18 protein-coding genes are annotated in these 21,308 nt (G+C 59.6%); 9 read left to right on the top strand and 9 right to left on the bottom strand.

Going from position 1 to position 21,308, the window contains the following annotated elements:
* Positions 1-8: 8 nt before the first annotated feature.
* From DDIC_RS05600 to aat, 4 genes are all read left to right on the top strand, one after another.
* Positions 9-650, top strand: a complete 642-nt coding sequence (locus DDIC_RS05600; protein ID WP_136399527.1) for a class IV adenylate cyclase — start codon at positions 9-11, stop codon at positions 648-650.
* 19 nt (positions 651-669) lie between these two features.
* The gene (gene clpS / locus DDIC_RS05605) at positions 670-990 is read left to right on the top strand and encodes an ATP-dependent Clp protease adapter ClpS (RefSeq protein ID WP_136399528.1); all 321 of its coding nucleotides are present in this window, start codon (positions 670-672) and stop codon (positions 988-990) included.
* A 9-nt stretch (positions 991-999) separates the two neighbouring features.
* Positions 1,000-3,315: an ATP-dependent Clp protease ATP-binding subunit ClpA gene (gene clpA, locus DDIC_RS05610; RefSeq protein WP_136399529.1), complete on the top strand. Its 2,316-nt coding sequence runs from the start codon at positions 1,000-1,002 to the stop codon at positions 3,313-3,315.
* A 196-nt stretch (positions 3,316-3,511) separates the two neighbouring features.
* A complete protein-coding gene (gene aat / locus DDIC_RS05615) occupies positions 3,512-4,294 on the top strand; it encodes a leucyl/phenylalanyl-tRNA--protein transferase (RefSeq protein WP_136399530.1) in 783 nt (260 codons plus the stop codon).
* Here aat and DDIC_RS05620 read toward each other — a convergent pair.
* On the bottom strand, positions 4,255-4,749 hold the full coding sequence (locus DDIC_RS05620) for a hypothetical protein (RefSeq protein ID WP_136399531.1): 495 nt from the start codon (positions 4,747-4,749) through the stop codon (positions 4,255-4,257). The two genes, aat and DDIC_RS05620, sit on opposite strands and share 40 nt — an antisense overlap.
* Before the next feature lie 57 nt (positions 4,750-4,806).
* Between DDIC_RS05620 and uvrB the strand changes: the two genes are divergently transcribed.
* From uvrB to dapB, 3 genes are all read left to right on the top strand, one after another.
* Complete coding sequence (gene uvrB / locus DDIC_RS05625) at positions 4,807-6,846, top strand: excinuclease ABC subunit UvrB (protein ID WP_136399532.1); 2,040 nt, start codon at positions 4,807-4,809, stop codon at positions 6,844-6,846.
* 104 nt (positions 6,847-6,950) lie between these two features.
* Entirely contained in the window at positions 6,951-9,080 is a 2,130-nt protein-coding gene (ligA, locus tag DDIC_RS05630) for an NAD-dependent DNA ligase LigA (protein ID WP_136399533.1), read from the top strand.
* A gap of 16 nt (positions 9,081-9,096) precedes the next feature.
* Positions 9,097-9,885 (top strand): 4-hydroxy-tetrahydrodipicolinate reductase, encoded by a 789-nt coding sequence (gene dapB, locus DDIC_RS05635; protein ID WP_136399534.1) that lies wholly within the window; start codon positions 9,097-9,099, stop codon positions 9,883-9,885.
* Between the two features lie 379 nt (positions 9,886-10,264).
* Here the strand turns inward: dapB and DDIC_RS05640 are convergent, their stop codons facing one another.
* Together DDIC_RS05640 and DDIC_RS05645 are read right to left on the bottom strand one after the other, a co-directional pair.
* Entirely contained in the window at positions 10,265-12,580 is a 2,316-nt protein-coding gene (locus DDIC_RS05640) for a methyl-accepting chemotaxis protein (RefSeq protein WP_136399535.1), read from the bottom strand.
* Positions 12,581-12,830: 250 nt separating this feature from the next.
* Positions 12,831-13,685, bottom strand: a complete 855-nt coding sequence (locus DDIC_RS05645; protein ID WP_136401035.1) for a DMT family transporter — start codon at positions 13,683-13,685, stop codon at positions 12,831-12,833.
* Between the two features lie 334 nt (positions 13,686-14,019).
* Here DDIC_RS05645 and DDIC_RS05650 point away from each other — a divergent pair, with 334 nt between their 5' ends.
* Together DDIC_RS05650 and DDIC_RS05655 are read left to right on the top strand one after the other, a co-directional pair.
* A complete protein-coding gene (locus DDIC_RS05650) occupies positions 14,020-14,442 on the top strand; it encodes a hypothetical protein (RefSeq protein ID WP_136399536.1) in 423 nt (140 codons plus the stop codon).
* A gap of 256 nt (positions 14,443-14,698) precedes the next feature.
* Entirely contained in the window at positions 14,699-15,112 is a 414-nt protein-coding gene (locus DDIC_RS05655) for an aspartate 1-decarboxylase (protein ID WP_136399537.1), read from the top strand.
* Positions 15,113-15,263: 151 nt separating this feature from the next.
* On the opposite strand, the gene DDIC_RS05660 is transcribed toward DDIC_RS05655, so the two are convergent.
* The 6 genes from DDIC_RS05660 to DDIC_RS05685 form a co-directional block, all read right to left on the bottom strand.
* Positions 15,264-16,262, bottom strand: a complete 999-nt coding sequence (locus DDIC_RS05660) for a J domain-containing protein (RefSeq protein ID WP_136399538.1) — start codon at positions 16,260-16,262, stop codon at positions 15,264-15,266.
* Positions 16,263-16,264: 2 nt separating this feature from the next.
* Positions 16,265-16,717 carry a YkgJ family cysteine cluster protein gene (locus DDIC_RS05665; RefSeq protein ID WP_136399539.1) on the bottom strand — a complete coding sequence of 151 codons (453 nt, stop codon included), beginning with the start codon at positions 16,715-16,717 and terminating at the stop codon, positions 16,265-16,267.
* Between the two features lie 3 nt (positions 16,718-16,720).
* Positions 16,721-17,161 carry a CoA-binding protein gene (locus DDIC_RS05670; RefSeq protein ID WP_136399540.1) on the bottom strand — a complete coding sequence of 147 codons (441 nt, stop codon included), beginning with the start codon at positions 17,159-17,161 and terminating at the stop codon, positions 16,721-16,723.
* A 174-nt stretch (positions 17,162-17,335) separates the two neighbouring features.
* Positions 17,336-19,354: a cation:proton antiporter gene (locus DDIC_RS05675; RefSeq protein WP_136399541.1), complete on the bottom strand. Its 2,019-nt coding sequence runs from the start codon at positions 19,352-19,354 to the stop codon at positions 17,336-17,338.
* Positions 19,355-19,606: 252 nt separating this feature from the next.
* Entirely contained in the window at positions 19,607-20,548 is a 942-nt protein-coding gene (locus tag DDIC_RS05680) for a hypothetical protein (RefSeq protein ID WP_136399542.1), read from the bottom strand.
* Positions 20,545-21,210 carry a Fe-only nitrogenase accessory AnfO family protein gene (locus DDIC_RS05685; protein ID WP_136399543.1) on the bottom strand — a complete coding sequence of 222 codons (666 nt, stop codon included), beginning with the start codon at positions 21,208-21,210 and terminating at the stop codon, positions 20,545-20,547. The genes DDIC_RS05680 and DDIC_RS05685 overlap by 4 nt, the downstream gene beginning before the upstream one ends.
* Positions 21,211-21,308 lie beyond the last annotated feature (98 nt).

Raw genomic sequence — 21,308 nt, forward strand, 5'->3', positions numbered from 1 at the left:
GGGCGGGTATGGGCCTTGAGATTGAGCGCAAATATCTGCAGGTAAATTTGCAAACCCTGCGTCAGACTCTTGTCGATAACGGGGCGCATTGCCTTGGCGCGCATTTTGAATGCAACTGGGTATTCGACACCTCTGCGGGTGGTCTGGTTACAGGCGGCCAGCTGCTGCGGCTGCGCAGCCAGCTGTGGCAGGACAAAACGCGTTATCTGCTTACCCTCAAGCTGCCTGTCCTGCAAAGCGGCGGCTTCAAGATGCGTGAAGAGCGCGAAACCGAAGTGGCCGACGGCGCGGCCATGCGCAGCATTCTTGAAGGGCTGGGCTACATTGTGGCGGCGCGGTATGAAAAAATACGCGAGCCATGGCGCATGGACACCGTAGAGGTAGAGCTGGACGTGCTGCCCTTTGCCGAAGTGGTCGAGCTTGAAGGCCGCGCGCAGGATATAGAATCGGTGGAAAGGCGTCTGAACCTTGACAATGCCGAAATAAGCACCAAAAGTTATCATGAGCTGCATCAGGAATGGTTGCGGCAAAACCACAAGCCGGAGCAGCTCTCCTTTGTGTTTGACGAAGCGCAAAGAGAGCACTGGCGCACATTGCTGGGCCTGACGGACAGGGCCGCCACCAATCCGGCCTCAACGCGGCAGAGCTGAAACGCCTTGGGAGCCACGAATGTCTTTTCTTCCTGACAATCAAACAGGCGGCGAAAGCCGCGTAATAGTGGAAAAAAAGCTTAAGGAGCCGGATCGCTACCGGGTTCTGCTGCACAACGACGACTATACAAGCATGGAGTTTGTGGTGTCTGTATTGTGTGGTATTTTCCACAAAACCGCAGAAGAAGCCACCGCCATCATGCTGGCAGTACACCAGCGCGGGGTGGGCCAGTGCGGCGTTTATACCCTTGAAATAGCCGAAGCCAAAGTTCGGCGCGTTCACAACACGGCGCGGGCGGCAGGGTATCCCCTCAAATGCACCATGGAAAAAATCCATTGAGATAAGCCTATGTTGAGTAAAAATGTTCAGTTGGTCATTCGGGACGCCCTTATGGAAGCCCACCGGCGACGGCATGACCTGTTGACTGTGGAGCATGTGCTCTTTGCGCTGACCAACAGCATGAAGGGGCGCATCATCCTTGAGGGCAGCGGGGCGAGCGTAGCTGTGCTGCGAGAGCAGCTCGAGGAATTTTTTAACAAGGAACTGGAACCCGTCTCGCTGGCGGAAAAGCACGAGGTAGCGCAGACAGACAGCGTGCAGCGCGTGCTTGAGCGGGCGCTTGCGCACATCCGCTCTTCGGGCCGGGATGCCGTCGAGCTTGGCGACCTGCTTATTTCCATCATTGACGAGGAAGAAAGCTACGCGCACTTTTACCTGCGCAAACAAGGGGTTGAGCGCCTGGACGTGCTGACCTTCATTTCGCACGGCCTTGATGAAGGCCCCGGCTCGCGCGGCGTGGAAGCGGGAGCGGAGTCGGGCGAAAACGGCGAGGCCAAGGCCGATCCGCTGGCGCAGTACACCGTGGAGCTTACGGCCCGCGCACGCGAAGGCAAGATTGACCCTCTCGTGGGCAGGGTTACGGAACTTGACCGCGCGGTGGAGGTTTTGTGCCGTCGGCGCAAAAACAACCCGCTGTTTGTGGGCGACCCCGGCGTGGGCAAAACCGCCCTGGCCGAGGGCCTTGCCCTGCGCATTGTGGAAGGCAACGTGCCCGGCATGTTTGCCAAAACCAAGCTCTATGCGCTCGACATGGGTCTTTTGCTGGCGGGCACGCGCTACCGGGGCGACTTTGAAGGCCGCCTCAAGGCCGTGGTGCAAAGGCTCAAGGAGCAGCCCGACTGCATCCTGTTTATTGACGAAATACACACCATCGTGGGCGCCGGTTCCACCTCGGGCGGCTCGCTTGACGCATCCAACCTGCTCAAGCCCGTGCTGGCCAACGGCGAGATACGCTGCATTGGCTCCACCACCTACGAGGAATACCGCAACCACTTTGAAAAAGACCGCGCGCTGGCCCGCCGGTTTCAGCGCATCGACCTTACCGAACCAACGGTGGAGGAGTGTCTTGGCATCCTTGAAGGTCTGGAGCCGCATTACGCGCAATACCATCATGTGCGCTACAGCCCTGCGGCCCTCAAGGCCATGGTTGACCTTACCTCGCGTCATGTGCGCGACCGTCTGCTGCCCGACAAGGCCATTGATGTTCTGGACGAAACGGGCGCAGCCGTGCGGCTGGGCCGTGGCGTAACGCCCGCCGCAAAGTCGGGCAAAAAGAACGGCAACAACGATCCGCTGGTTGGCGTGCCCGACGTGGAGCGCATTGTAGCCCGCATGGCGGGCATACCCGTGCGTACAGTTTCCGGCAAGGAACGCAACAAGCTGGCAACGCTTGAAAAAGACCTCAAGGGGCTGGTTTTTGGGCAGGAAAAGGCCATAGAACTGACCGTGCGCGCCATTTTGCGCGCCCGCGCGGGTCTTGGGCAGGAGCAGCGCCCCGCAGGGGCCTTCCTGTTCTACGGGCCCACGGGCGTGGGCAAAACCGAGGTGGCCCGCAGCCTTGCCAAGCTCATGGGCGTGGAATTTTTGCGCTACGACATGAGCGAATATATGGAAAAGCACTCCGTTTCGCGGCTCATCGGCGCGCCTCCAGGCTATGTGGGCTTTGACCAGGGCGGGCTGATGACCGAAGCGGTGCGCAAGGCTCCGTATTCCGTCGTGCTGCTCGACGAGGTGGAAAAGGCCCACCCCGATATCTTTAACGTGCTGCTGCAGGTCATGGATTACGCCACGCTGACGGATAACACCGGGCGCAAGACGGACTTTTCGAACGTTATCCTTATCATGACCTCCAATGCCGGGGCCTTTGAAATGTCGCGGCCCGCCATGGGTTTTGGCGGCACAGCCCCGCAGGATGCGGCGCACAAGGGCCTCAAGGCGGTGGAAAACACCTTCAGCCCCGAGTTCCGCAACCGGCTTGACGCGCTGGTGCCCTTTGGCAGCCTGACAGAACCCATGATGCTGCGCATTGTGGACAAGTTTGTGGGCGAGATACGCACCAGCCTTGATCAGCGCAGCGTAACGCTTACGCTGACCGAGAGCGCCCGCAAGTGGCTGGCCCGCAAAGGCTTTGACCCCTCCATGGGGGCGCGGCCCTTGCGCCGTCTGCTGCGCACCGAGCTGGAAGACCGCCTGGCGCACGAGCTGCTGTTCGGCTCGCTCAAAAAGGGCGGCAGCGCCAAGCTGACGGTCAAGGGCGACGATCTGGCGCTCGAGCATGAGGGCAGCGCGGCCAAAAACCGCAAGCCTGTGCCGGTAGACGCCTGATAGGCAAAATTGCAAGGCGGGCCGGAGCTGTTGCCGATTGCGGCAGTTCCGGCCTGTTTGCGTCACTGCCGCGTATGCGGCTTTTGCGCGCTGCAACGCCCTGGCGCGCGGATATTTTCAATGCCCGCATGACCTCCCGCAACGCATTGAATAGTGCTCTGCGCAAGCTGAACAAAGCCTGTGAGCAAAGGAAGCTATGATCGGGGCATTTACGGCACTGGCCTCCCAATTTCCACCTACGGAATCAGCCCGTGACGACGGCCTGCTGTGCATCGGGGGCGATTTGCGGCCGGAGCGTCTGGTTGCCGCGTACAGCCGTGGAATTTTTCCCTGGTATTCTAAAGGCATGCCAATTATCTGGTGGTCGCCTGACCCCCGTTGCGTCATGCCGCTTGAGGGCTTTTGCCTGCCGGCGCGCAGCGCCCGCAAATTGCGCCTCCATCCCTTTGAGTTGACCCACAATGCCGCCTTTGGCCGCGTAATACGCGCCTGTGCCGCACCGCGCGACAAGGAGGGCGGCACCTGGATTATTGACGACATGATGCGCGCCTACGAAGGCCTGCACGCCCTCGGCTATGCCCATTCCATCGAGGCATGGCAGGACGGCGAGCTGGTGGGGGGGCTGTACGGCGTGGCCCTTGGGCGGGCCTTTTTTGGCGAATCCATGTTCCATACCCGGCCTGAGGCCTCCCGGGCGGCGCTGGCCGGGCTGGTGGCCCTGCTGCGCCAGCGCGGCGCAACCCTGCTTGATTGTCAGCAGGAAACCCCGCACATCATGCGCATGGGCGGCGTGATGCTGCCGCGAGCTGTATTTCAGGCCGAGCTTGCACGGGCGTTGGCCCCGCAAACGCAAACAGGCGCTGCACAAAATTGCGCAACGCCTGAAATGGCCGGAAGCGGCCTGCCGTTTCCCTGGCTGCCCTGGGGGCTCGTGTACAGTTATTCCCCCGCGGAGGGCTTCTGGGCGGCCAGATCGTAAAATCCGTAGGCCGGGAAGGGCAGCGGGTAGTCGCGTACCGCGTCAAAACGGATAAAACCCGTGGTCTTGCCCTCGCCGATGCCCGCCAGGGGCGCGACGCCCATCGGTACGGGCAGGTCGAGCGGGCAGACCGTGATTCTTTCAATCTGGTCGGCGTAGCGCTTTTCAAGGTATTCGACCAGGGCGTGGCTTTCTTCAGTGGTGAAGGATTCAAGCACGCAGCGCAGAGCGGCTTCTTCGGTGGCGCCCTGCAGCACTTCTGCCGGCACGGAAGGGTCAGCCGGGGCCACAAGCCCAAGGTCCTTGATGGCTTCCAGCTCGGCATCGGTGGCGCCGGGGCGGAAAATCTGCACGTCCACGTGGCGGCAACCCTTGAATGTGCTGAGAGTGGCGGCCACAATGAAAACCCGGTCAAGGGGCAGATCTATCTGCGAAGGAACAAAGATTTTTTCCATGGCAATTCCCGTTCGTTATTGATGTAATCCTGTCCTCTTACTCCAAAACAGAATATTATGGAAGATAATCAGGTCATCCCTTTTAGCCTTGAAACGGCCTATACGCCCACCGGCGATCAACCCAGGGCCATTGACGCTCTGGTGGACAACATACAGGCGGGCGTGCCCTCGCAGGTTTTGCTGGGCGTTACCGGCTCGGGCAAAACCTTTACCATGGCCAACGTCATTGCCCGCTGCAACCGCCCGGCCCTGGTGCTGGCCCCCAACAAGACGCTGGCCGCGCAGCTGTACGGCGAGTTTCGCGAGCTGTTTCCGCGCAACGCGGTGGAGTATTTTGTCAGCTACTACGACTATTACCAGCCAGAGGCTTATGTTCCCGCCTCGGACACCTATATTGAAAAAGATTCGTCCATCAACGACAACATAGACAAGCTGCGCCACGCCGCCACCCACGCCCTGCTGACTCGGCGCGACGTGGTCATAGTCGCCTCTGTTTCGTGCATTTACGGCCTTGGCTCGCCGGAATACTACGCCAAGATGGTTATTCCCGTCGAGGTGGGGCAGCACTTCCCCATGGACAAGCTCATCACCCGGCTGGTGGAGGTGCACTACGAGCGCAACGACTACGACTTCCACCGAGGCACGTTTCGCGTGCGGGGGGACGCGCTCGAGATTATCCCCGCCTACCATCATGAGCGGGCGCTGCGGCTTGAATTTTTTGGCGACGACATTGACCTTATGCGCGAGATTGACCCCCTCACCGGCGAGGTGCTGGCCGAGGTGAGCAAAACCGTGCTGTATCCGGCCAGCCACTTTGTCTCGGCGCAGGACAACCTCAAGCGGGCGGCCAGCGACATACGCGACGAGCTGGCGGTGCGGCTCACATATTTCAAGGAGCACAACCAGCTTGTAGAGGCCCAGCGGCTTGAGCAACGCACCCAGCTTGACCTTGAAATGATTGAAGAACTTGGCTATTGCAACGGTATCGAAAATTACACACGTCACCTCGACGGGCGCAAGCCGGGCGAGCCGCCGTCGTGCCTGCTCAACTACTTTCCCAAGGATTTTCTGCTGTTTGTGGACGAGTCGCACATTACCATTCCGCAGGTGGGCGGCATGTACAAGGGCGACCGCTCGCGCAAGCAGACTCTGGTGGATTACGGCTTTCGCCTGCCCTCGGCGCTGGATAACCGGCCCCTGCAGTTCAACGAGTTCACCAATCTGCTCAATCAGGTGGTTTACGTATCGGCCACGCCCAGCAAGTACGAGCTGGATCAGGCCCAGGGCATTGTGGCGGAGCAGATCATCCGGCCCACGGGCCTTGTGGACCCGGTTGTGGAAGTGCGCCCAACCAAGGGCCAGATGGAAAACCTGCTTGGCGAGTGCCGGGGCAAGGTGACGCTTGGCGAGCGCGTGCTTGTCACCACCCTCACCAAGCGCATGGCCGAGGACCTCACCGAATACTGCTGCAACATGGGCGTGCGGGCGCGCTACCTGCACTCGGACATAGATACGCTTGAGCGCATGCAGATCATCCGCGCCTTGCGGCTGGGCGAATTTGACGTGCTGGTGGGCATCAACCTGCTGCGCGAGGGGCTGGACATACCCGAGGTGTCTCTGGTCTGCATTCTGGATGCGGACAAGGAGGGCTTTTTGCGCTCCACCGGCTCGCTTGTCCAGACATTTGGCCGCGCCGCCCGTAACGCTCAGGGCAAGGTGATACTGTATGCCGACAAGGTTACCGACTCCATGCGTGCCGCCATGGGCGAAACCGAGCGCCGCCGCGCCAAGCAGTCGGCCTACAACCAAGAGCACGGTATCACCCCCACGAGTACCCGCAAATCGCTTGAATCACCGCTGGATAGCCTGTATGTGGAGGATGGCGGCCACGGCGGCGCACGCGGGCGCGGCAAGGGCAAGGGCAAACAGCGCGAGGCCGACGCAGTGCCGCTGACCGCCGAAGATACCGCCGTGCTTGTGGCCAAGCTTGAAAAAGAAATGCGCCAGGCCGCCCGCGATCTGGAATTTGAGCAGGCCGCCGAGCTGCGCGACCGTATCCGTATTTTGCGGGCCAGGCTTATCGCCATGCCCGAATAAACAGGCGCGTGCGCCCCTGTTGAGCCGGGAGCCGCCGTTTGCCCTGGGACACGATCAAGGCCAAACGCAAGGAAAGCCCGGCTGATCATAAAAAAGGTTTTTTCATGTCGCAGAATTCACGTAACGGCAGGCAGGAGCAAAACAGCCTCTTTGCCGCCGCCCCCGCTGGCGGCCCCAGCAACGAGGAGCGCAGCCGCGCCCGCTGGCTGGCCGCAGAGCTGGAGCGCCACAACTATCTGTACCACACGCTGGACGCGCCGGAAATTTCGGACGACCAGTTTGACGCCCTGTTTCACGAGCTGGCCGCGCTTGAAGACCGCTGGCCCGAGCTGCGCTCCGCCCATTCGCCCACCCTGCGCGTGGGCGGCAAGCTGTTGGACGGCCTCGTTACAAAAGCGCACAGCCTGCAGATGTACGGCCTGAGCAACGTTTTTTCCGCTGATGAATGGCGCGATTTTGTGGAGCGCATGCGCCGCGCCTGGGACGCTGACGTCAACGGCCCCATGCCGCAGGCATTCTGGTGCGATCCCAAGCTCGATGGCCTTGCGCTGGAAATCATCTACGTGGACGGCGTGCTGCAGGAGGCCCTGACGCGCGGCAACGGCGAGGTGGGCGAGGTGGTCACCGAGGCCGTGCGCACCATCCGCACAGTACCTTTGCGCCTCAGGGGCGAGGGGCCGTTTCCCGCGCGGCTTGAGGTGCGCGGCGAAGTGGTGATGTACAAAAACGACTTTGACGCTCTCAACGAGCGGCAGGAATCGCTGGGGCAAAAAACCTTTGCCAACCCACGTAATGCCGCCGCCGGAACCCTGCGCCAGCTTGATATTTCGGTTACGGAATCGCGCCCGCTGCGCTTTCTGGCTTACAGCCTGGGCGATGCGCAGTGGCCCCCGGCGCGGCCGTGCCGTCTGCATTCCGAGCTGATGGCCCGCCTGAAGGAATACGGCTTTTTAACGCCGCCAGATGGCAAGCTGTGCGAGACCCCCCAGCAGGTGGAAAACTACGTTGACTGGGTGCGCGAGCACCGCCCGGAATTTGCCATGGAAATTGACGGCGCCGTGGCCAAACAGAACGACCTTGAAGCGCAACAGGCCCTGGGCTTTACGGCGCGTGCGCCGCGCTTTGCCGTGGCCTTCAAGTTTCCGGCCATGCAGGCGCAGACCCTGCTTGAGGGCATAGAAATTCAGGTGGGCCGCACCGGGGCGCTCACGCCGGTGGCAGTGCTGGCCCCCGTGGCCGTGGGCGGGGTGATGGTGTCGCGCGCAACCCTGCACAACGAGGACGAAATCCGCGCGCGGGACGTGCGCGTGGGAGATACCGTCATTGTGCAGCGAGCGGGCGACGTCATCCCCGAAGTGGTTGGCCCTGTGCTCGATAAACGGCCAGCTGGCGCTGAACCTTATCAGTTTCCCCGTACCTGCCCGGCCTGCGGGCAGCCCGTGTACCGTGAGGAGGGCGAGGCCGCCTGGCGGTGCGAAAATCTGGCTTGCCCCGCCATCCGCCTGCGTTCCATAACCCATTTTGTTTCCAAGGCCGGGCTTGATATTCAGGGCGTGGGGCAAAAGTGGATTGAGCAGCTTGTGACCAGCGGGCGCGTGCAGTCGCCAGCCGACCTGTTCAGCCTAAGCGTGCAGGAGCTGCTGGGCTTTGAGCGCATGGGTGAGGTGCTGGCCCAAAAGTTTGTGGACGCGCTGGACAGCGCCCGCCATACCGCCACCTTGCAGCGGCTCATCAGCGCCCTTGGCATCCGCCATGTGGGCGAGCAGACGGCCCGCACGCTGGCAGCGCGTTTTGCCGATCTGGACGAGCTGGAAAACGCCACGGTGGAGAGCCTGCTGGCACTGCCCGATGTGGGGCCGGAAGTGGCCTCGTCCATCCGCAACTTTTTTGACAGCCCGGCAAACCGCGAGCAGCTGGCGCGGCTCAAGGCCAACGGGCCGTGGCCCAAGGGCACGGATGCCGCTTTGGGCGCGCAAAACCTTGCGGGGGGGCCGCTGGCGGGCAAAACCATTCTCTTTACGGGTACCATCAGCGTGCCGCGCGGCACGGCGCAAAAATGGGCCGAGGCCGCCGGGGCCGTTCCCCTTGGTTCGGTGAGCAAAAAACTGGACTATCTGGTGGCGGGCGAAAAGGCGGGCAGCAAGCTTGATAAGGCACGCGGTCTTGGCGTAACCGTGCTGGACGAAACGGAATTCAGAAACCTGTTGCGTGAATCCGGCATTGAGCCGGAATAACGGAAACGGAGAAGCTATGAGCACTTCAATTATCGTGGTTGGGGCCAGCGGGCGTATGGGTAAAACCATCAGCGGGCTTGTGGAAGCCGACCCGCAGTACACCCTTGCGGGTCTGGTGGACAGCCCGGAGCGCATAGCCGCTCTTGCGGGCGCTGCCTGTCCTGTTGCCGACAGCCTGGCGGCCCTGCTGCCCAAGGCTCCTGGGGCTGTGGTTATTGATTTTACCGCGCCTGAGGTGAGCCTTAACTCCGCCAAAGCCGTGGCGCAAACCGGCAATGCCCTTGTTATCGGCACAACCGGCTTTACCGATGCGCAAAAGGACGAGCTGCGCGCCTTGGCCGCCAAGGCCCCCATTTTTTGGGCTTCAAACATGAGCATAGGCATCAATGTGCTGCTCAATATTTTGCCCCAGCTCACCAAAGCCCTTGGCGAAGATTACGATATTGAAATGGTCGAGCTGCACCACAACCGCAAAAAAGACAGCCCCAGCGGCACAGCCCTGACCCTTGGCGAATGCCTGGCCGAGGCCCGCGACTGGAAGCTCAACGACGTGCGCTGCTCCGCCCGCGACGGCATCATCGGCGCGCGCCCCAAGGAGCAGATCGGCATTCAGGCCATACGCGGCGGCGATGTGGTGGGCGTGCATACGGTGTACTTTATGGGGCCTGGCGAGCGCATCGAAGTGACGCATCAGGCGCACTCGCGCGAAAATTTTGCTCGCGGAGCCATCCGCGCCGCAGGTTGGATGGCTGGGCAGAAACCCGGCAAACTGTACAGCATGCAGGACGTGATCAAGGATATTTAAGGGCGGCATCCGTGCCCTGACCGGCTTTGTGCCGTCAGCACGAGTGGTCGGTCTTTGGCTTGTATAACGGCCCGTTGCCGCGCGGATGTTTGCGCGGCAACGGGCCTTTGTCTGTCATGCTGCCCGGACAGGGCGGCGGTATACGAGGCCTGCGGCGTCAGCCTGCTTGCATTTACCCGCTGGGGTAGGCGGCATGTTCTGTAATGGTGGGCGCGGGCAGTTGGGACGATGTTTTAACGGTGCAAGGGGCGGCAAGCGCGCCCGGTAGCCGCCGTCAGTTTCAGCGCGCATGGATGAAAAACCCCGGCGTGGGGTGACCGCGCCGGGGTTGATGCGTGCTTGCTTGCGGTTGGCGCTGTGCGCGCCAGCCATCGTATGCTTACGAAACCATCTGCGCTATGAGCTTTTTGAGGGCCTGCGCCTGAGTGGCCAGCTCTGAAACTGCAGTCGCAGACTGGGCCATGGCGGAGGATGTCTCTGCGCTGATGGTGTTGATCTGCTCAACGGCCTTGTTTATCTCGTCGCTGGTGGAGGACTGCTCTTCGGCAGCGGTAGCGATGGAATGCGCCTGGTCTGCCGCCTGATCCACCAGAACCACAATTTCAGAGAGGGCAGCGCCAGAGGTGCCCGCAAGCTCTGTTGTGTGCTCAATGGTATTGACCGTGTCGTTGACCTGGGCAATGTTTTGCGTTGTGCCGCTCTGTATGCCCTCGATGGCCGAGCCAACCTCGCGGGTCGCCTGCATGGTTTTTTCCGCCAGCTTGCGCACTTCGTCGGCCACAACGGCAAAACCTCGTCCGGCCTCGCCCGCGCGTGCGGCCTCGATGGCGGCATTGAGGGCCAGCAGGTTGGTCTGGTCGGCGATGTCGGAGATGACTGTCATGATCTGACCGATGCTCTGGGCCTGATCGCCCAGCGAAGCCATGCCGTTTTTGAGCGCCAGGGCCTGCGTGTGCAGCTGGTTGATGCCCTGCACCACCTTGTTGACCACTTCCGCACCGTGTTCGGCCTTGCTCTTGGCGTTGGTGGTAGTGTCTGAAGCGCCGCCGGCGTTGCGCGCCACTTCAAGCACGGATGCGTTCATCTGTTCCATGGCTGTGGCGGTTTCAGACACGCGCTGCGTTTGCAGATCCGCGCCGCGACTGGCCTGTTCAACCTGCGCGGAGAGCTCTTCGGTTGCGGTGGAGAGCCGGTCGGCAATCGTGTTTGCGTCTTTGGCCACCTGTGCAACCGCATCACGCTGTTGCTCGATAACATTTTGTTGATGCTTGATTTCTGTAAGGTCAAACACCAGCGTCATGGCCCCCACAATATTGCCGTCCAGGTCTCGGATAAGCGAAGCGTCAATGCGAAGGAACTTGTGCGCTCCGTTTGAAAAGGTCATTTCAGTTTCAATGTCGTGCGCATTGGTGCCTTCCTCAAGGCATTTGTGGCTTACGGTGCGCCTGTTGGCATCGCCGTAAAAGAACTGGGCAGCCGACATGCCGACAAGGTCCTTGGGTTGCCCGGTGACTCCCACAAGTTTGATCATGGCTTCGTTGACGTAGGTAATGCGCACGTCGGTATCGGCAACCAGAGTAGGAAACGTAATGCCCTGCAACACGCCGTCTGCAAACCCCAGACGGTTTTTCAGCACAGCGGTTGTTTCCTTGAAGTTGCCCGCAAGTTCGGCCAGCTCAAAGCTGAAGTTGCCCTTGAGCATGGCCTTGAAGTCGCCGTGCGCAATCTGCGCGCTGTAGTCCATAATGTTTTTGAGCGGGGTTGTGATGACCTTGCGCACCATAAAGATAATGCTGCCAAGCAGTGTCACAAAAATGCCTAGGGCAAACAAGATCAGCGTATTGCGCTGCGCAATGGCGTCTCGTGCAAGGTCGTCTGTAAAGGCAGACGTGCAGACAAGCCAGCCTGTTCTTTCAATGGTATTAAAGACCAGCACCTTGCTTTTGCCCATGAATTCATAATCAAAAAAGCCGTTTTTTGTCTGCAGGGCTTTATCCACGAAGGCAAGCTTGCTGCCGTCGGTCATGTGCACGTCGGAGTTGGGGTGAGCAATGATCCTGTGCTTTGCATCAATGATAAAGGCATAACCCTGCTCTGCAACCTTGACGTTGAGCACATGACTCTTGATATAACTTGCCCAGTTCAGCGTCACGCATACAGCGCCAATGGGCTTGCCGTTGGCTCCCAAAATGGGCGTTGCAATGGCAAAAACTTCTTTTTTGGTAGTTTTGGCAACGATGATATCGGGGTCGATGGCATCCTTGCCCTGCATTGCTGTCTTGAAATATCCCCGTTCGGCATAGTTGTTGCCTATAAATGACTCGCCCGTGTCGGACGCGCCGGATACGGCTATGCCCTGGCTGTTCAAAACAAATATGGAATTGATGCCCTTATATTCTTTTACGAGTGCATTGATCAGGTTGTCCATGTCTGCGCTGTCGCCGTCAAGGGCCTTTTTCGCCTGGCCGCTCTGCGCAGGAACCTTGATCATGCTCATGTTTGCATCAATCAGGTCATTAATGCTCGCTATGAGACCTTTGTTGATTATTCGCATGCCATCAACAGACGTTTCATTGATGATGCTGTATGATGACTTGCCAACATAAACAACAAGTGCGGAAACACCAATAAGCAATGTTATGCTTAAAATTACTGATAATGCAGTGTTTACGCTTTTAAACGAGATCCTTGGCATACAATCCTCCGGTGAGTGCGGTAGCCAACTATTATAATGTTACGCTTGCAACTGTTTGAAAATGTATATTGTCGTTAAACTGCTCACGGCGAGCAGTCGCGTTTATGTGCGTATAGGAAATAATATCGTCAATTTTTTTTAACACTTTATGCTGTTAAGAAGTAAAAATTATTAAAGTCATCGAATTTGTCATTAAATAATCAGTTGGTTATGTGCTCGGGCTTGAGTAGCAGCTGGCAGACGATGCAAGTTATCGTCTGCTGAGCAAAAAAACGGCTCCAAGAATAAGCGTGCCGCCCGCTATGATTCCAGGACCGGGGGCTTCGCCCAGAAGCAGCCATGCAATAATAATGGCGTACACAGGCTCAAGGGTGATGATGATTGCCGCCTGCCGGGCCTTGAGAACCGTGAGACTGCTTACGTAAAGGCTGTATGCCAGCGCCGTGCACAAAAGTCCCAGGCAGACGATCCACAGCCAGTCAAGCGGGACGATGGCTGAAAAATTCTGCCCGGCAAAGGGCAACAGGCAAAGGATGATAACCGCATTTTGCCACCAGCAGGTGTGCATGCCCGACATGCCGCCGGCAAAGTGCCTGTTGGCTATGGCCACCAGACCGTACACCGCTGCGGAGGCTATGCCCCACAACAGCCCGTGCGTGGCCGTGTCGGCCAGAGAATACGACGGCGCAAGGCACGCCAGGCCAATGCTGACCATGATGATGCACAGCAGCTCGCGCATGCTGGGGCGTTCGCGGTAGGCAATGGCCTCAAAAAGCGCCGTAAATGCGGGAAAACAGGCAAACCCAAGCGTGCCCACGGCCACGCCGCCAAGCTTGATGCCCATAAAAAAAGTAACAAAATGCAGCGTCAGCAGTACGCCGCTCACGGCCAGGCCAGCGAGGTCGCGCGCTGTGATGCCGCGCCAGGGTGGATTGCGCTGCATCAGGCACAGGCCTGCAAGAGCCGCAACTGCAACCATGGCCCTTCCGCAGACAAGGTCAATGGCTGAACATTGGCACAACTTGCCAAAAATACCAGAAACTCCAAACAGTACTGTTGCCGCGTGCATACGCAACAAGGCGGAACGAACCGCGTCATGTTGCATCGCACCCCCCGCCTGCCCGGCAGTGTTCAGTAGGTTTTGCCCAGCCTGATTGGCCTGCAGCATGTAAACTCCTTAATGGCAGTGTTTATAGGTACGCGTAATGACAGTGCGCGGCAAGTCTTGTCCATGGGTTGTGCCGGGCAATACAGGCGTGCTTGCGGTGCGGCAGCTAGCCCAGGGACAGGCTCGGCGGTATGCGCGGGTGATGTTTCTGCAAAAAAGTCTAGATTTTATCTTGAAATTCACGGGCAGGTAGTGTAGCGCAAAAAGAAAAGATGGCGTAACACGATGCTTGGCGAACTTGCGCCAGGCCGCACGCATCATCGGGGGCATCATGCCGCAGGTCGCAGCACGCATTAACGACGATCAGGAACGCTGGCTCAAGGACTACTTTCGCACAAAAAGCGCCGGGGCGGAATTTATTTTGCCTTGGGCGGTGGATACGTTTTTTCGGGCCATCACGGGTATAAAGCACATTTTTAGCGCGGCAGAACTCAAAACCATTGTGGAAGCCCACAAGGATATGAAGCTCATGCCCGATCACACGCGGCTTTCCTACCTCTTGCTGCGCGTAACGGATGCCTGCGACGTCAACGGGGTGCATTTGCGCCACGGAGCCAGCAAATCGAGCCTTGAAACCAAGATTAAAAGTCTGGATGATACGCAGGCCACAGCCTTGATGGTCTGGGCGTCTGCTTTTTGGGTCAGCCGCAACTGCTCTGCAGAAAATATGGACGAGTACATCAAGGCCTATTGATTTTTTTCGGTCATATATCTAGGTTCACACCGCCCATGCGGCCCGGAGTGTTGCGACCGCGCCGGGCCTTTCGCCCCCCTGCGGCAGCTGTGAGCATCACGTTGCTTGTGTAGCGATCTGCCTGTCTGGGCTGCAGATACGCGGGGTTTCGCTGAAGCAGCATATGCGGGCTGGGCAATCTGGCCACGGCAATTTTATGGTCGCACGGGCGACCTTTTTTATTTTAGCGCGGGGCGACCGCGCAAGAGAGTTTGTCATGCTGCAAATACTGCGCGCTAAACTGCACTGCATCCGTGTTACCGGCTGCGACCTCAACTATCACGGCTCGGTAACGCTTGATCCGGAGCAATGCCGCGAGGCGGGCATTTACCCGCTGGAATTTGTGTATATCTGGAACAAAAGCAACGGTCAGCGCATTTCTACCTACGTTATCTACGGCGAGCCCGGCTCGCGCTGCTGCATCCTCAACGGCGCTGCGGCCCGTGCCTGCCAGCGCGGCGATGAGGTTATCATCAGCGCGTACGAATTTGTGGACGGCCCGCAGGACCTGTACAGCCGTAAACCCGTTGTGCTCACCTTTAACGCGGACAACAGCGTGCAGGAGCGCCTGCGCTATGTGGTGGACGGCGAGGAAGACGGCGATTTTGGCTTTCACGTAGAAAGCGAGTAGCCTGCGTTGGCCCGTGATTCCGCTATTTTTTCGGGCTGTGCGCTCTCGGGCGCACGGCTCTGAAATGCAAAAGGCTCCGCAAGGAGCCTTTTTTTGTGCGAAGTTTTGGGCGCTGACCGCGCCAGCCCATGGTGCGCAGCTGGCCGGGCGGTTATTCGTTGGTCAGTATGAGATACAGGTCGCCTTGCCAGGGGCCCACGCGCTTGCCCAGGCCTCGCAGCCGTATGGGTTTGCCCACGGCAAAATCGGGCGGCAGGGTTATGTCTACTGTCTTGAGCTCGCCGGAGATCGCCTGACGTATCTGCAGGCGAACCCGCTTGCCGGGCGCCAGGTTGGCCGAGGGCAGGGCAAGGGTCTGCTCCTCGTCGATCTGCCTGCGCAGCCAGCCCTTGACCATGCCGGTAACGCCCTTGCTGTGATCCTTGTTCCACTTGGGCGTGCCCCAGGCCAGATTGCTCTGGTGCAGCCTGACGGTGCGTTTTTCCGCAGCGGCCGGTTTGGGTCTGGGCTGCTCCGGCGCGGGTTCTTCCTGCCGTGGCGGGGCCTTTTCCTGCTGCTGGCGGTTCAGCTCGCTGTAAATATCTTCAAAAACACGGCGGGCAAAGGGGTCGGTCAGCAGGTCGCGCAGCACATCGTGCTCGGAATAGCCGTTTTGCGCGGCCTGTTGCCCGGCTGCAGCGCCGTTTGTCCGTTGCTGCTGGTTGCCAGCAGCATCTGACGCTGGGCCTGCAGCGCCTGCAGGGCCGGATGCCCCGCCTGCAGCATCCTGTCGGGGCGTTTCCCCCTCCGGGCTGGACTTGGACTGGCTTTCTTTTTCCGCCTGGGCAGAGGCCTGCCGCTCGGATTTTTCTTCAGCGGCTTCGTCCTTTGCGGCCTGCGCCTTGCCTTCCTCTTGAGCGGCCCTGCTGGTCTCTGTGGCTGCCTGTACCGTGTCCTCGTGCTTGAGTACGGCACTGAGCGCCACGTAGGCCTCGTTGAGCAGCTGAAATTCGCGGCTGGCCTCGGGGTTGTCGGGGTTGAGGTCCGGGTGCAGTTCAAACGCGCGCCGCCGGTAGGCACGCTTGAGGTCGGCCGTGTCGGCGTCTTTTTTCAGCTTGAGAATGTCGTAGCATTCTTTAAGCGAGATTTGGCGGGAATGGCGACGTCGCATGGCTATTTGAGGATAAGAGCGTTGGCTTCGCAGGAAGCATCGGAAGCAAGCAGGCCGTTTTTACGCAGGTATTCGCGCCCCTCATGCGCAAATTGCGCATGTGTGGCGTCATGTTCGATACCGGGGCAAAATTCTTTGGCCATGGCAAGGCTCGCCGGGTCTTCGATATTGCCGCGAAAAAAAGGCCAGGCCCGGCAGATGGCCGGTTTGCCCTCGTGCACGCCGCAGCCGCTGCCCTGATGAAAAAATATGCAGTAGCCGTCGTCGCCGCAGCGGATTTTGAGCTTGCCGCCAATGCGTTCGCAGTAGCCTTCAGCCACCTGTTGCGGGGGCTGTTGCATGTGCGCGGCCAGTCGGGTCAGGTCGGCTGGGCTGACAACAATGCCTCCCCTGCCTTCGCAGCAGTGGCCGCACATGCGGCAGTTGAAAACGGAGTCTCCATGAACGGCGGGCATGGGCTATAATCCTTGGCCTTGAGTCGTGAATGAGGGGCGCAGCAACCGCGCGTGTTCCACCATGATGCAGGAATCTTCCACCAGGGCTATGCCCGTTTTGGCCAGTGCCTGGCGCGCTTCGGTTGAGCGTATGCCAAGCTGCATCCAGAAGAGCCGGGGTTTCCAGCCCAGTTGCAGCACTTCCCGCGCATGGCCGGGGCAGTATTCTGGCGCGCGAAACAGGTTGACGATGTCTACCGGCTCGGGCAGCTCGGCAAGGCAGGTCGCCGCCGGCAGCCCCCACACGGTCTTGCGCACGGGATGAACCGGGAACACGCGGTATCCCTGATCCATCAGGTAACGGCCCACTCTGTCCACGGCCTGACCGGGTTTGTCCTTGGCGCCGATAATGGCGATGCTGCGCGATTCGCCAAGCAGGGCGCGCAGCAGGCTGTCGTCAAGCATAGTACATCCATGCCGCCTTGAGGCGGTTTGTCAGCGGGCAGCCCAGCGGGTTGCTCCCGTAGGTGTATCTGTAAACATTTCTAATAGACGGCAATGACAAAATGCGCAAGCTCCAAGCCTCGCGGCGAGCAATCTTTTCGGTGCTCCGCAATCCCCCGTAGGCAGGGCGGGAGGCTATGCCGCCCTGGGCGGCGGGCTGGTGTCCTTGCCCGATTCGCGCAGCGGGCCGGAAAAAAGCGGCGCAATTGCAAGCAGTTTGTCTGTCTTGCCAAACAGATAAACAACGTCGTCAGCTTCAAACAGATCATTGGGTTCAGGCGAGGCCTGGGTCGCTCCTTTGCGCAAAATGGCAATGACCGTCACGCCATATTTGCGGCGCATCTGGCTTTGGGCAAGGCTGATGCCGCACAGGGGCGAGGATGCCGCAAGCCGCATGCTCTGCACGCCCATGTCGGGCAGGCGGCTGACCATGGCGTCGAGCTGGTTTACCGAGGCGCTCATGCGGCGGATCATGCGGTAATTCTCTTGCCGGATGCGGGCGGCGAAAGAATCGATGTCCTGTCGGGGCACCAGATACCGCGTGAGCACGCGGCTGAAGACCTCGATGGATGTTTCAAATTCTTCGGCGATAACTTCGTCCGCGCCCAGGCCGCGCAGGGGGGCAACCTCGCTCACAAAGCGCGTGCGGGCAATGATGTGCAGGTGGGGGTTAAAGCGGCGGGCCTCGATAACAATGGCGCGTACGGCTGAAGGGTCGGAAATGACGATGGCAAGAACGCGGGCCTTGGTGACGCCCAGATGTTCAAGCACGATGGGCTGCGAGGCGTCGCCGTGCGAGATGGGCTCCTTGTGCCGGTACCGGGTCACGGTCTCGGGGTTCATTTCGAGGATGGTGTAGCAAAGGCCCGACTCGCGGGCCACATGGGCCAGGTGTTTGCCGCTGATGCCAAAGCCAACAATGATCAGGTGGTCATCCATGGCGCAGGCGCCTTCCTGGTTTTCTGCCGCGGCAAGTTTATGCTCGTTGCGCTTGCCAGCGATCATGTCGGCAACGCGGGGGGCAACGGCCATAAGGCCAGGGGTGAGCATCATGGTGAGCACGCTCACGTCAAGGAAGGTCTGGTAGGCGTTCATGTCAAAAAGCTTGGCGCTCAGGCCCGACGCCGCCAGAACAAAGGCAAATTCGCCCACCTGCGCGAGAGAGAGCGAGGTGATGATGGCCGCCCGCAGGGGGTAGCCCTGCACCAGTACCGAGGGCAGGGTCAGCAGGGATTTTACGACGATGAACAGCGCCGTCAGTACAATGATGGCCACAAAATGCTGTAAAAAAAACTCGAGGTTCAGCATCATGCCCACAGATATGAAAAACAGGCTCATGAAAACGTCGCGGTAGGGCAAAATACCCGAAATGACGCTCATGCTGTACTGCGAGCGGGCAAGCATCAAGCCTGCCAAAAAGGCCCCAAGCGAGAGCGAGAGCCCCAAGTGGTTGGTGAGCATGGCCATGCCAAGGCACAGGCCAAGGGTCGAGAGCAGCAAAATTTCTCTGGTGCGGGTGCGCACCACGGCTTCCATGAGCCTGTCGAGGCCAAAGCGGGCGAACAGCAGCACGCCGCCCAGCACCACCACTACCCGCAGGGTGGAAAAAACCGCTCCCTGCAGCGAAAGCTCAAGCGTACCCGCCAGCAGGGGCACGCACAACAGCATGGGCGCAACCATGATGTCCTGAAAAACAAGGATGGCAAGCGAAAGACGGCCTGTGGGCGTGCTGGTGGCCCCGCGCTCCTGCAATATGCGCAGCACGATGGCCGAGGACGAAAGCGCCACAAGACATCCCCAGAAAAGGCCTTTTTGGTACGTGGCGTCGCGCAGCAGCATGGCAATGCCCGCCACGGCAAGAACCGTCAGGCCGATCTGCAGGCTGCCGCCAAGAAACACCGGCCTCTTCAGCCGGTTAAGGGCCTCGCCCGACAGTTCCATGCCGATGGTGAACAGCAGCATGGCAACGCCGAGTTCAGCAATGTGGTCAATGGCCTGCATGTCCTTGACGATACCGAGCAGGGACGGGCCGCACAAAACGCCTGTAAGCAAAAAGCCCACAGTTGCAGGCAGTTTGATTTTGTTGCAGACGATGGTGACAAAGATCGAGAGAAGAAAAATAATGACTATTTCATAGAGTAAAGGAACTTCCATGCCGCCTCCTGCGGCAATCTAACACTGCGGGCCTGCACAGCGCAAGGCGCATAGTACTGGCTGCGCCCGTTGTATACTTATAGGTATAACTTATTGTAATAAAAGTAGTATTGCACAAATTGAGCGTGCTGGAGCAGATACGCGCCGTAAACGGCGGTCTGCTCCAGCACGGATTTTGACAGAATCGCGCTGCAAAATATTTGCAGGGAGGGCTTGCGCCGACAGCAATCGGGCATTCTGACGCGGGAGGCTCTAATGCCCTGGCCGCATGTCGGGCAGAGCCACAAAGGGCGCAACAGATATGTCCTGCGCCATGGCCAGCATGACCTGCTGGCCGTCGTCCATCTGCACCAGCCCGTCAGGCAAGAACGTCAGCCGCAGGGGAACCACCACGGTGCGCAGCATGGTGAGCTGGTCCTTTTCCATACGCGGCGAAATACTGTGCTGTTTGCCGTCTGCAAGCCAGCGCAGCGAGCATGCGGCGGTGACAAGGCTCGAAACCGCGCCGTTTTCAAAAAAACACAGGGAATTGACGTCGCCGCAAATGGCCGAAGCCGTGGAGTCGTAGGCCGTCAGATCGCCCAGGGGCGTGGGCACGTGCACAGGCCGCGAGGGTTCGCAGCTGCGCAACGCGCCGTTGTCGTAAAAGGCGCAGCCGTACCGCACGGGCATGGGGCCGAGCGGGGCGAGAAGGCGGATGTTTTCTCCCGGCCAGAAGGTGACGCTTTCAAGCAGGCCAGATGGGTAGTAGCGCAGGCCCTGCACCCTGGCGCGGATATCCTGCCCGTACAGGTCAAGGCTGAGCTCTGTGGTCAGTTTGCGCTCGTCCTCCTCTGTCCAGTAGCCGCTCAGTTTGCCCTTGCGCAGCAGTATGCGCTTGAGCGCGCCGTTTCCGTGCCATGCCAGCCATTCGGCGGGCATGTCGCCCAAAGGCGTGCTTACGGTGGTTTGGCTTTGCAGCTCAAGGTTGCGCCACATGCCGTTGGGGTAAAGGCTGAAGCTCTTGCCGCTGCTGCGGCGCACGTCTTCCGGATCGTAGAGCGGCACAAGCCAGCCCTGCGGCGTGGGCACGGTATCCTTTGCCAGCAGGCGGCAGTCCTGCGGAGCGCCGTCCGCCCAGCGCGAGAGCACGTGTACGTCTGAAATTGGGCCGTAGGGGGTAAATACTGTTTCGAGTTGCAGCGTCATGCTCATGATCTGTGCTCCTGAAGCCCGCTGGACGGGGTCTCGCCGCAGAGGGCGTGCGAAATGCTGGCGTGAACGGTTCCGTCTTCCTGTCGGGCAATGGAGCAGGTCAGGCGGTGCTGGCGCAGGTGTTCCTCAAGCCACGGCGGCATGTGCCCGCAGATGATTTTAAGTTCCACAAAGGGCGTGGAGGCCAAAAAGGGGCGCAGAGCTTTTTTTGACGTGATGTCGGGGTGCGCGGCCTGAACTTCCATGAGATTGATGCTGTACACGCCGGGCGCATCTGTGGGCGTGGGCGCGGTGGGAACCTCCGCCTCGCCCTGGGCGGAAGCGAGTATTTCGCTTGCAAGGGCGTCGAGAATATCGGGCGTAAAGGCATCAAGCTCGCACAGGCAAAAGCCCATGCGGCTGAGTTCGTTATATGCCACGCCTGAGATGCTGGCCCCGGCAATGGCGGAATCTGCAGGCAGCAGGCTGGCCAGTTGCCGCAGTTTGTCGCGCATCTTGGCAAGCGTGTCGCACCCTTCAAGCGAAAAAGGCACGGATTCGGCGGCATGCCAGCCCTTGCCGACGCTCCAGTCGCGCAGCCAGACAGAAAGGCGCGTGCAGTTTTCCATGTTGGTGATTGAATTATCAGTATTTTCCAGCACTGCAATGCAGTCGCATTTCATGGCTATCTCCGTATGCTGGGGGCGTCCAGAGTGTTAGCGGCAACCAGTAATATAGTTATTTAAAATAACGTCTATTTATATGCCGTAATATAATAAAG

This window comes from Desulfovibrio desulfuricans (assembly GCF_004801255.1).
In the GTDB taxonomy this organism is placed as follows: Bacteria; Desulfobacterota; Desulfovibrionia; order Desulfovibrionales; family Desulfovibrionaceae; genus Desulfovibrio; species Desulfovibrio desulfuricans_C.

Bases quoted from the DNA above. Each gene is read 5' to 3' on its own strand.
- clpA (WP_136399529.1), top strand. From the start codon at position 1,000: ATGTTGAGTAAAAATGTTCAGTTGGTCATTCGGGACGCCCTTATGGAA.
- DDIC_RS05640 (WP_136399535.1), bottom strand. From the start codon at position 12,580: ATGCCAAGGATCTCGTTTAAAAGCGTAAACACTGCATTATCAGTAATT.
- DDIC_RS05600 (WP_136399527.1), top strand. From the start codon at position 9: ATGGGCCTTGAGATTGAGCGCAAATATCTGCAGGTAAATTTGCAAACC.
- DDIC_RS05680 (WP_136399542.1), bottom strand. From the start codon at position 20,548: ATGAGCATGACGCTGCAACTCGAAACAGTATTTACCCCCTACGGCCCA.
- DDIC_RS05675 (WP_136399541.1), bottom strand. From the start codon at position 19,354: ATGGAAGTTCCTTTACTCTATGAAATAGTCATTATTTTTCTTCTCTCG.
- DDIC_RS05650 (WP_136399536.1), top strand. From the start codon at position 14,020: ATGCCGCAGGTCGCAGCACGCATTAACGACGATCAGGAACGCTGGCTC.
- DDIC_RS05665 (WP_136399539.1), bottom strand. From the start codon at position 16,717: ATGCCCGCCGTTCATGGAGACTCCGTTTTCAACTGCCGCATGTGCGGC.
- uvrB (WP_136399532.1), top strand. From the start codon at position 4,807: ATGGAAGATAATCAGGTCATCCCTTTTAGCCTTGAAACGGCCTATACG.
- dapB (WP_136399534.1), top strand. From the start codon at position 9,097: ATGAGCACTTCAATTATCGTGGTTGGGGCCAGCGGGCGTATGGGTAAA.
- DDIC_RS05645 (WP_136401035.1), bottom strand. From the start codon at position 13,685: ATGCAACATGACGCGGTTCGTTCCGCCTTGTTGCGTATGCACGCGGCA.
- DDIC_RS05660 (WP_136399538.1), bottom strand. From the start codon at position 16,262: ATGCGACGTCGCCATTCCCGCCAAATCTCGCTTAAAGAATGCTACGAC.
- DDIC_RS05685 (WP_136399543.1), bottom strand. From the start codon at position 21,210: ATGAAATGCGACTGCATTGCAGTGCTGGAAAATACTGATAATTCAATC.
- ligA (WP_136399533.1), top strand. From the start codon at position 6,951: ATGTCGCAGAATTCACGTAACGGCAGGCAGGAGCAAAACAGCCTCTTT.
- aat (WP_136399530.1), top strand. From the start codon at position 3,512: ATGATCGGGGCATTTACGGCACTGGCCTCCCAATTTCCACCTACGGAA.
- clpS (WP_136399528.1), top strand. From the start codon at position 670: ATGTCTTTTCTTCCTGACAATCAAACAGGCGGCGAAAGCCGCGTAATA.
- DDIC_RS05670 (WP_136399540.1), bottom strand. From the start codon at position 17,161: ATGCTTGACGACAGCCTGCTGCGCGCCCTGCTTGGCGAATCGCGCAGC.
- DDIC_RS05655 (WP_136399537.1), top strand. From the start codon at position 14,699: ATGCTGCAAATACTGCGCGCTAAACTGCACTGCATCCGTGTTACCGGC.
- DDIC_RS05620 (WP_136399531.1), bottom strand. From the start codon at position 4,749: ATGGAAAAAATCTTTGTTCCTTCGCAGATAGATCTGCCCCTTGACCGG.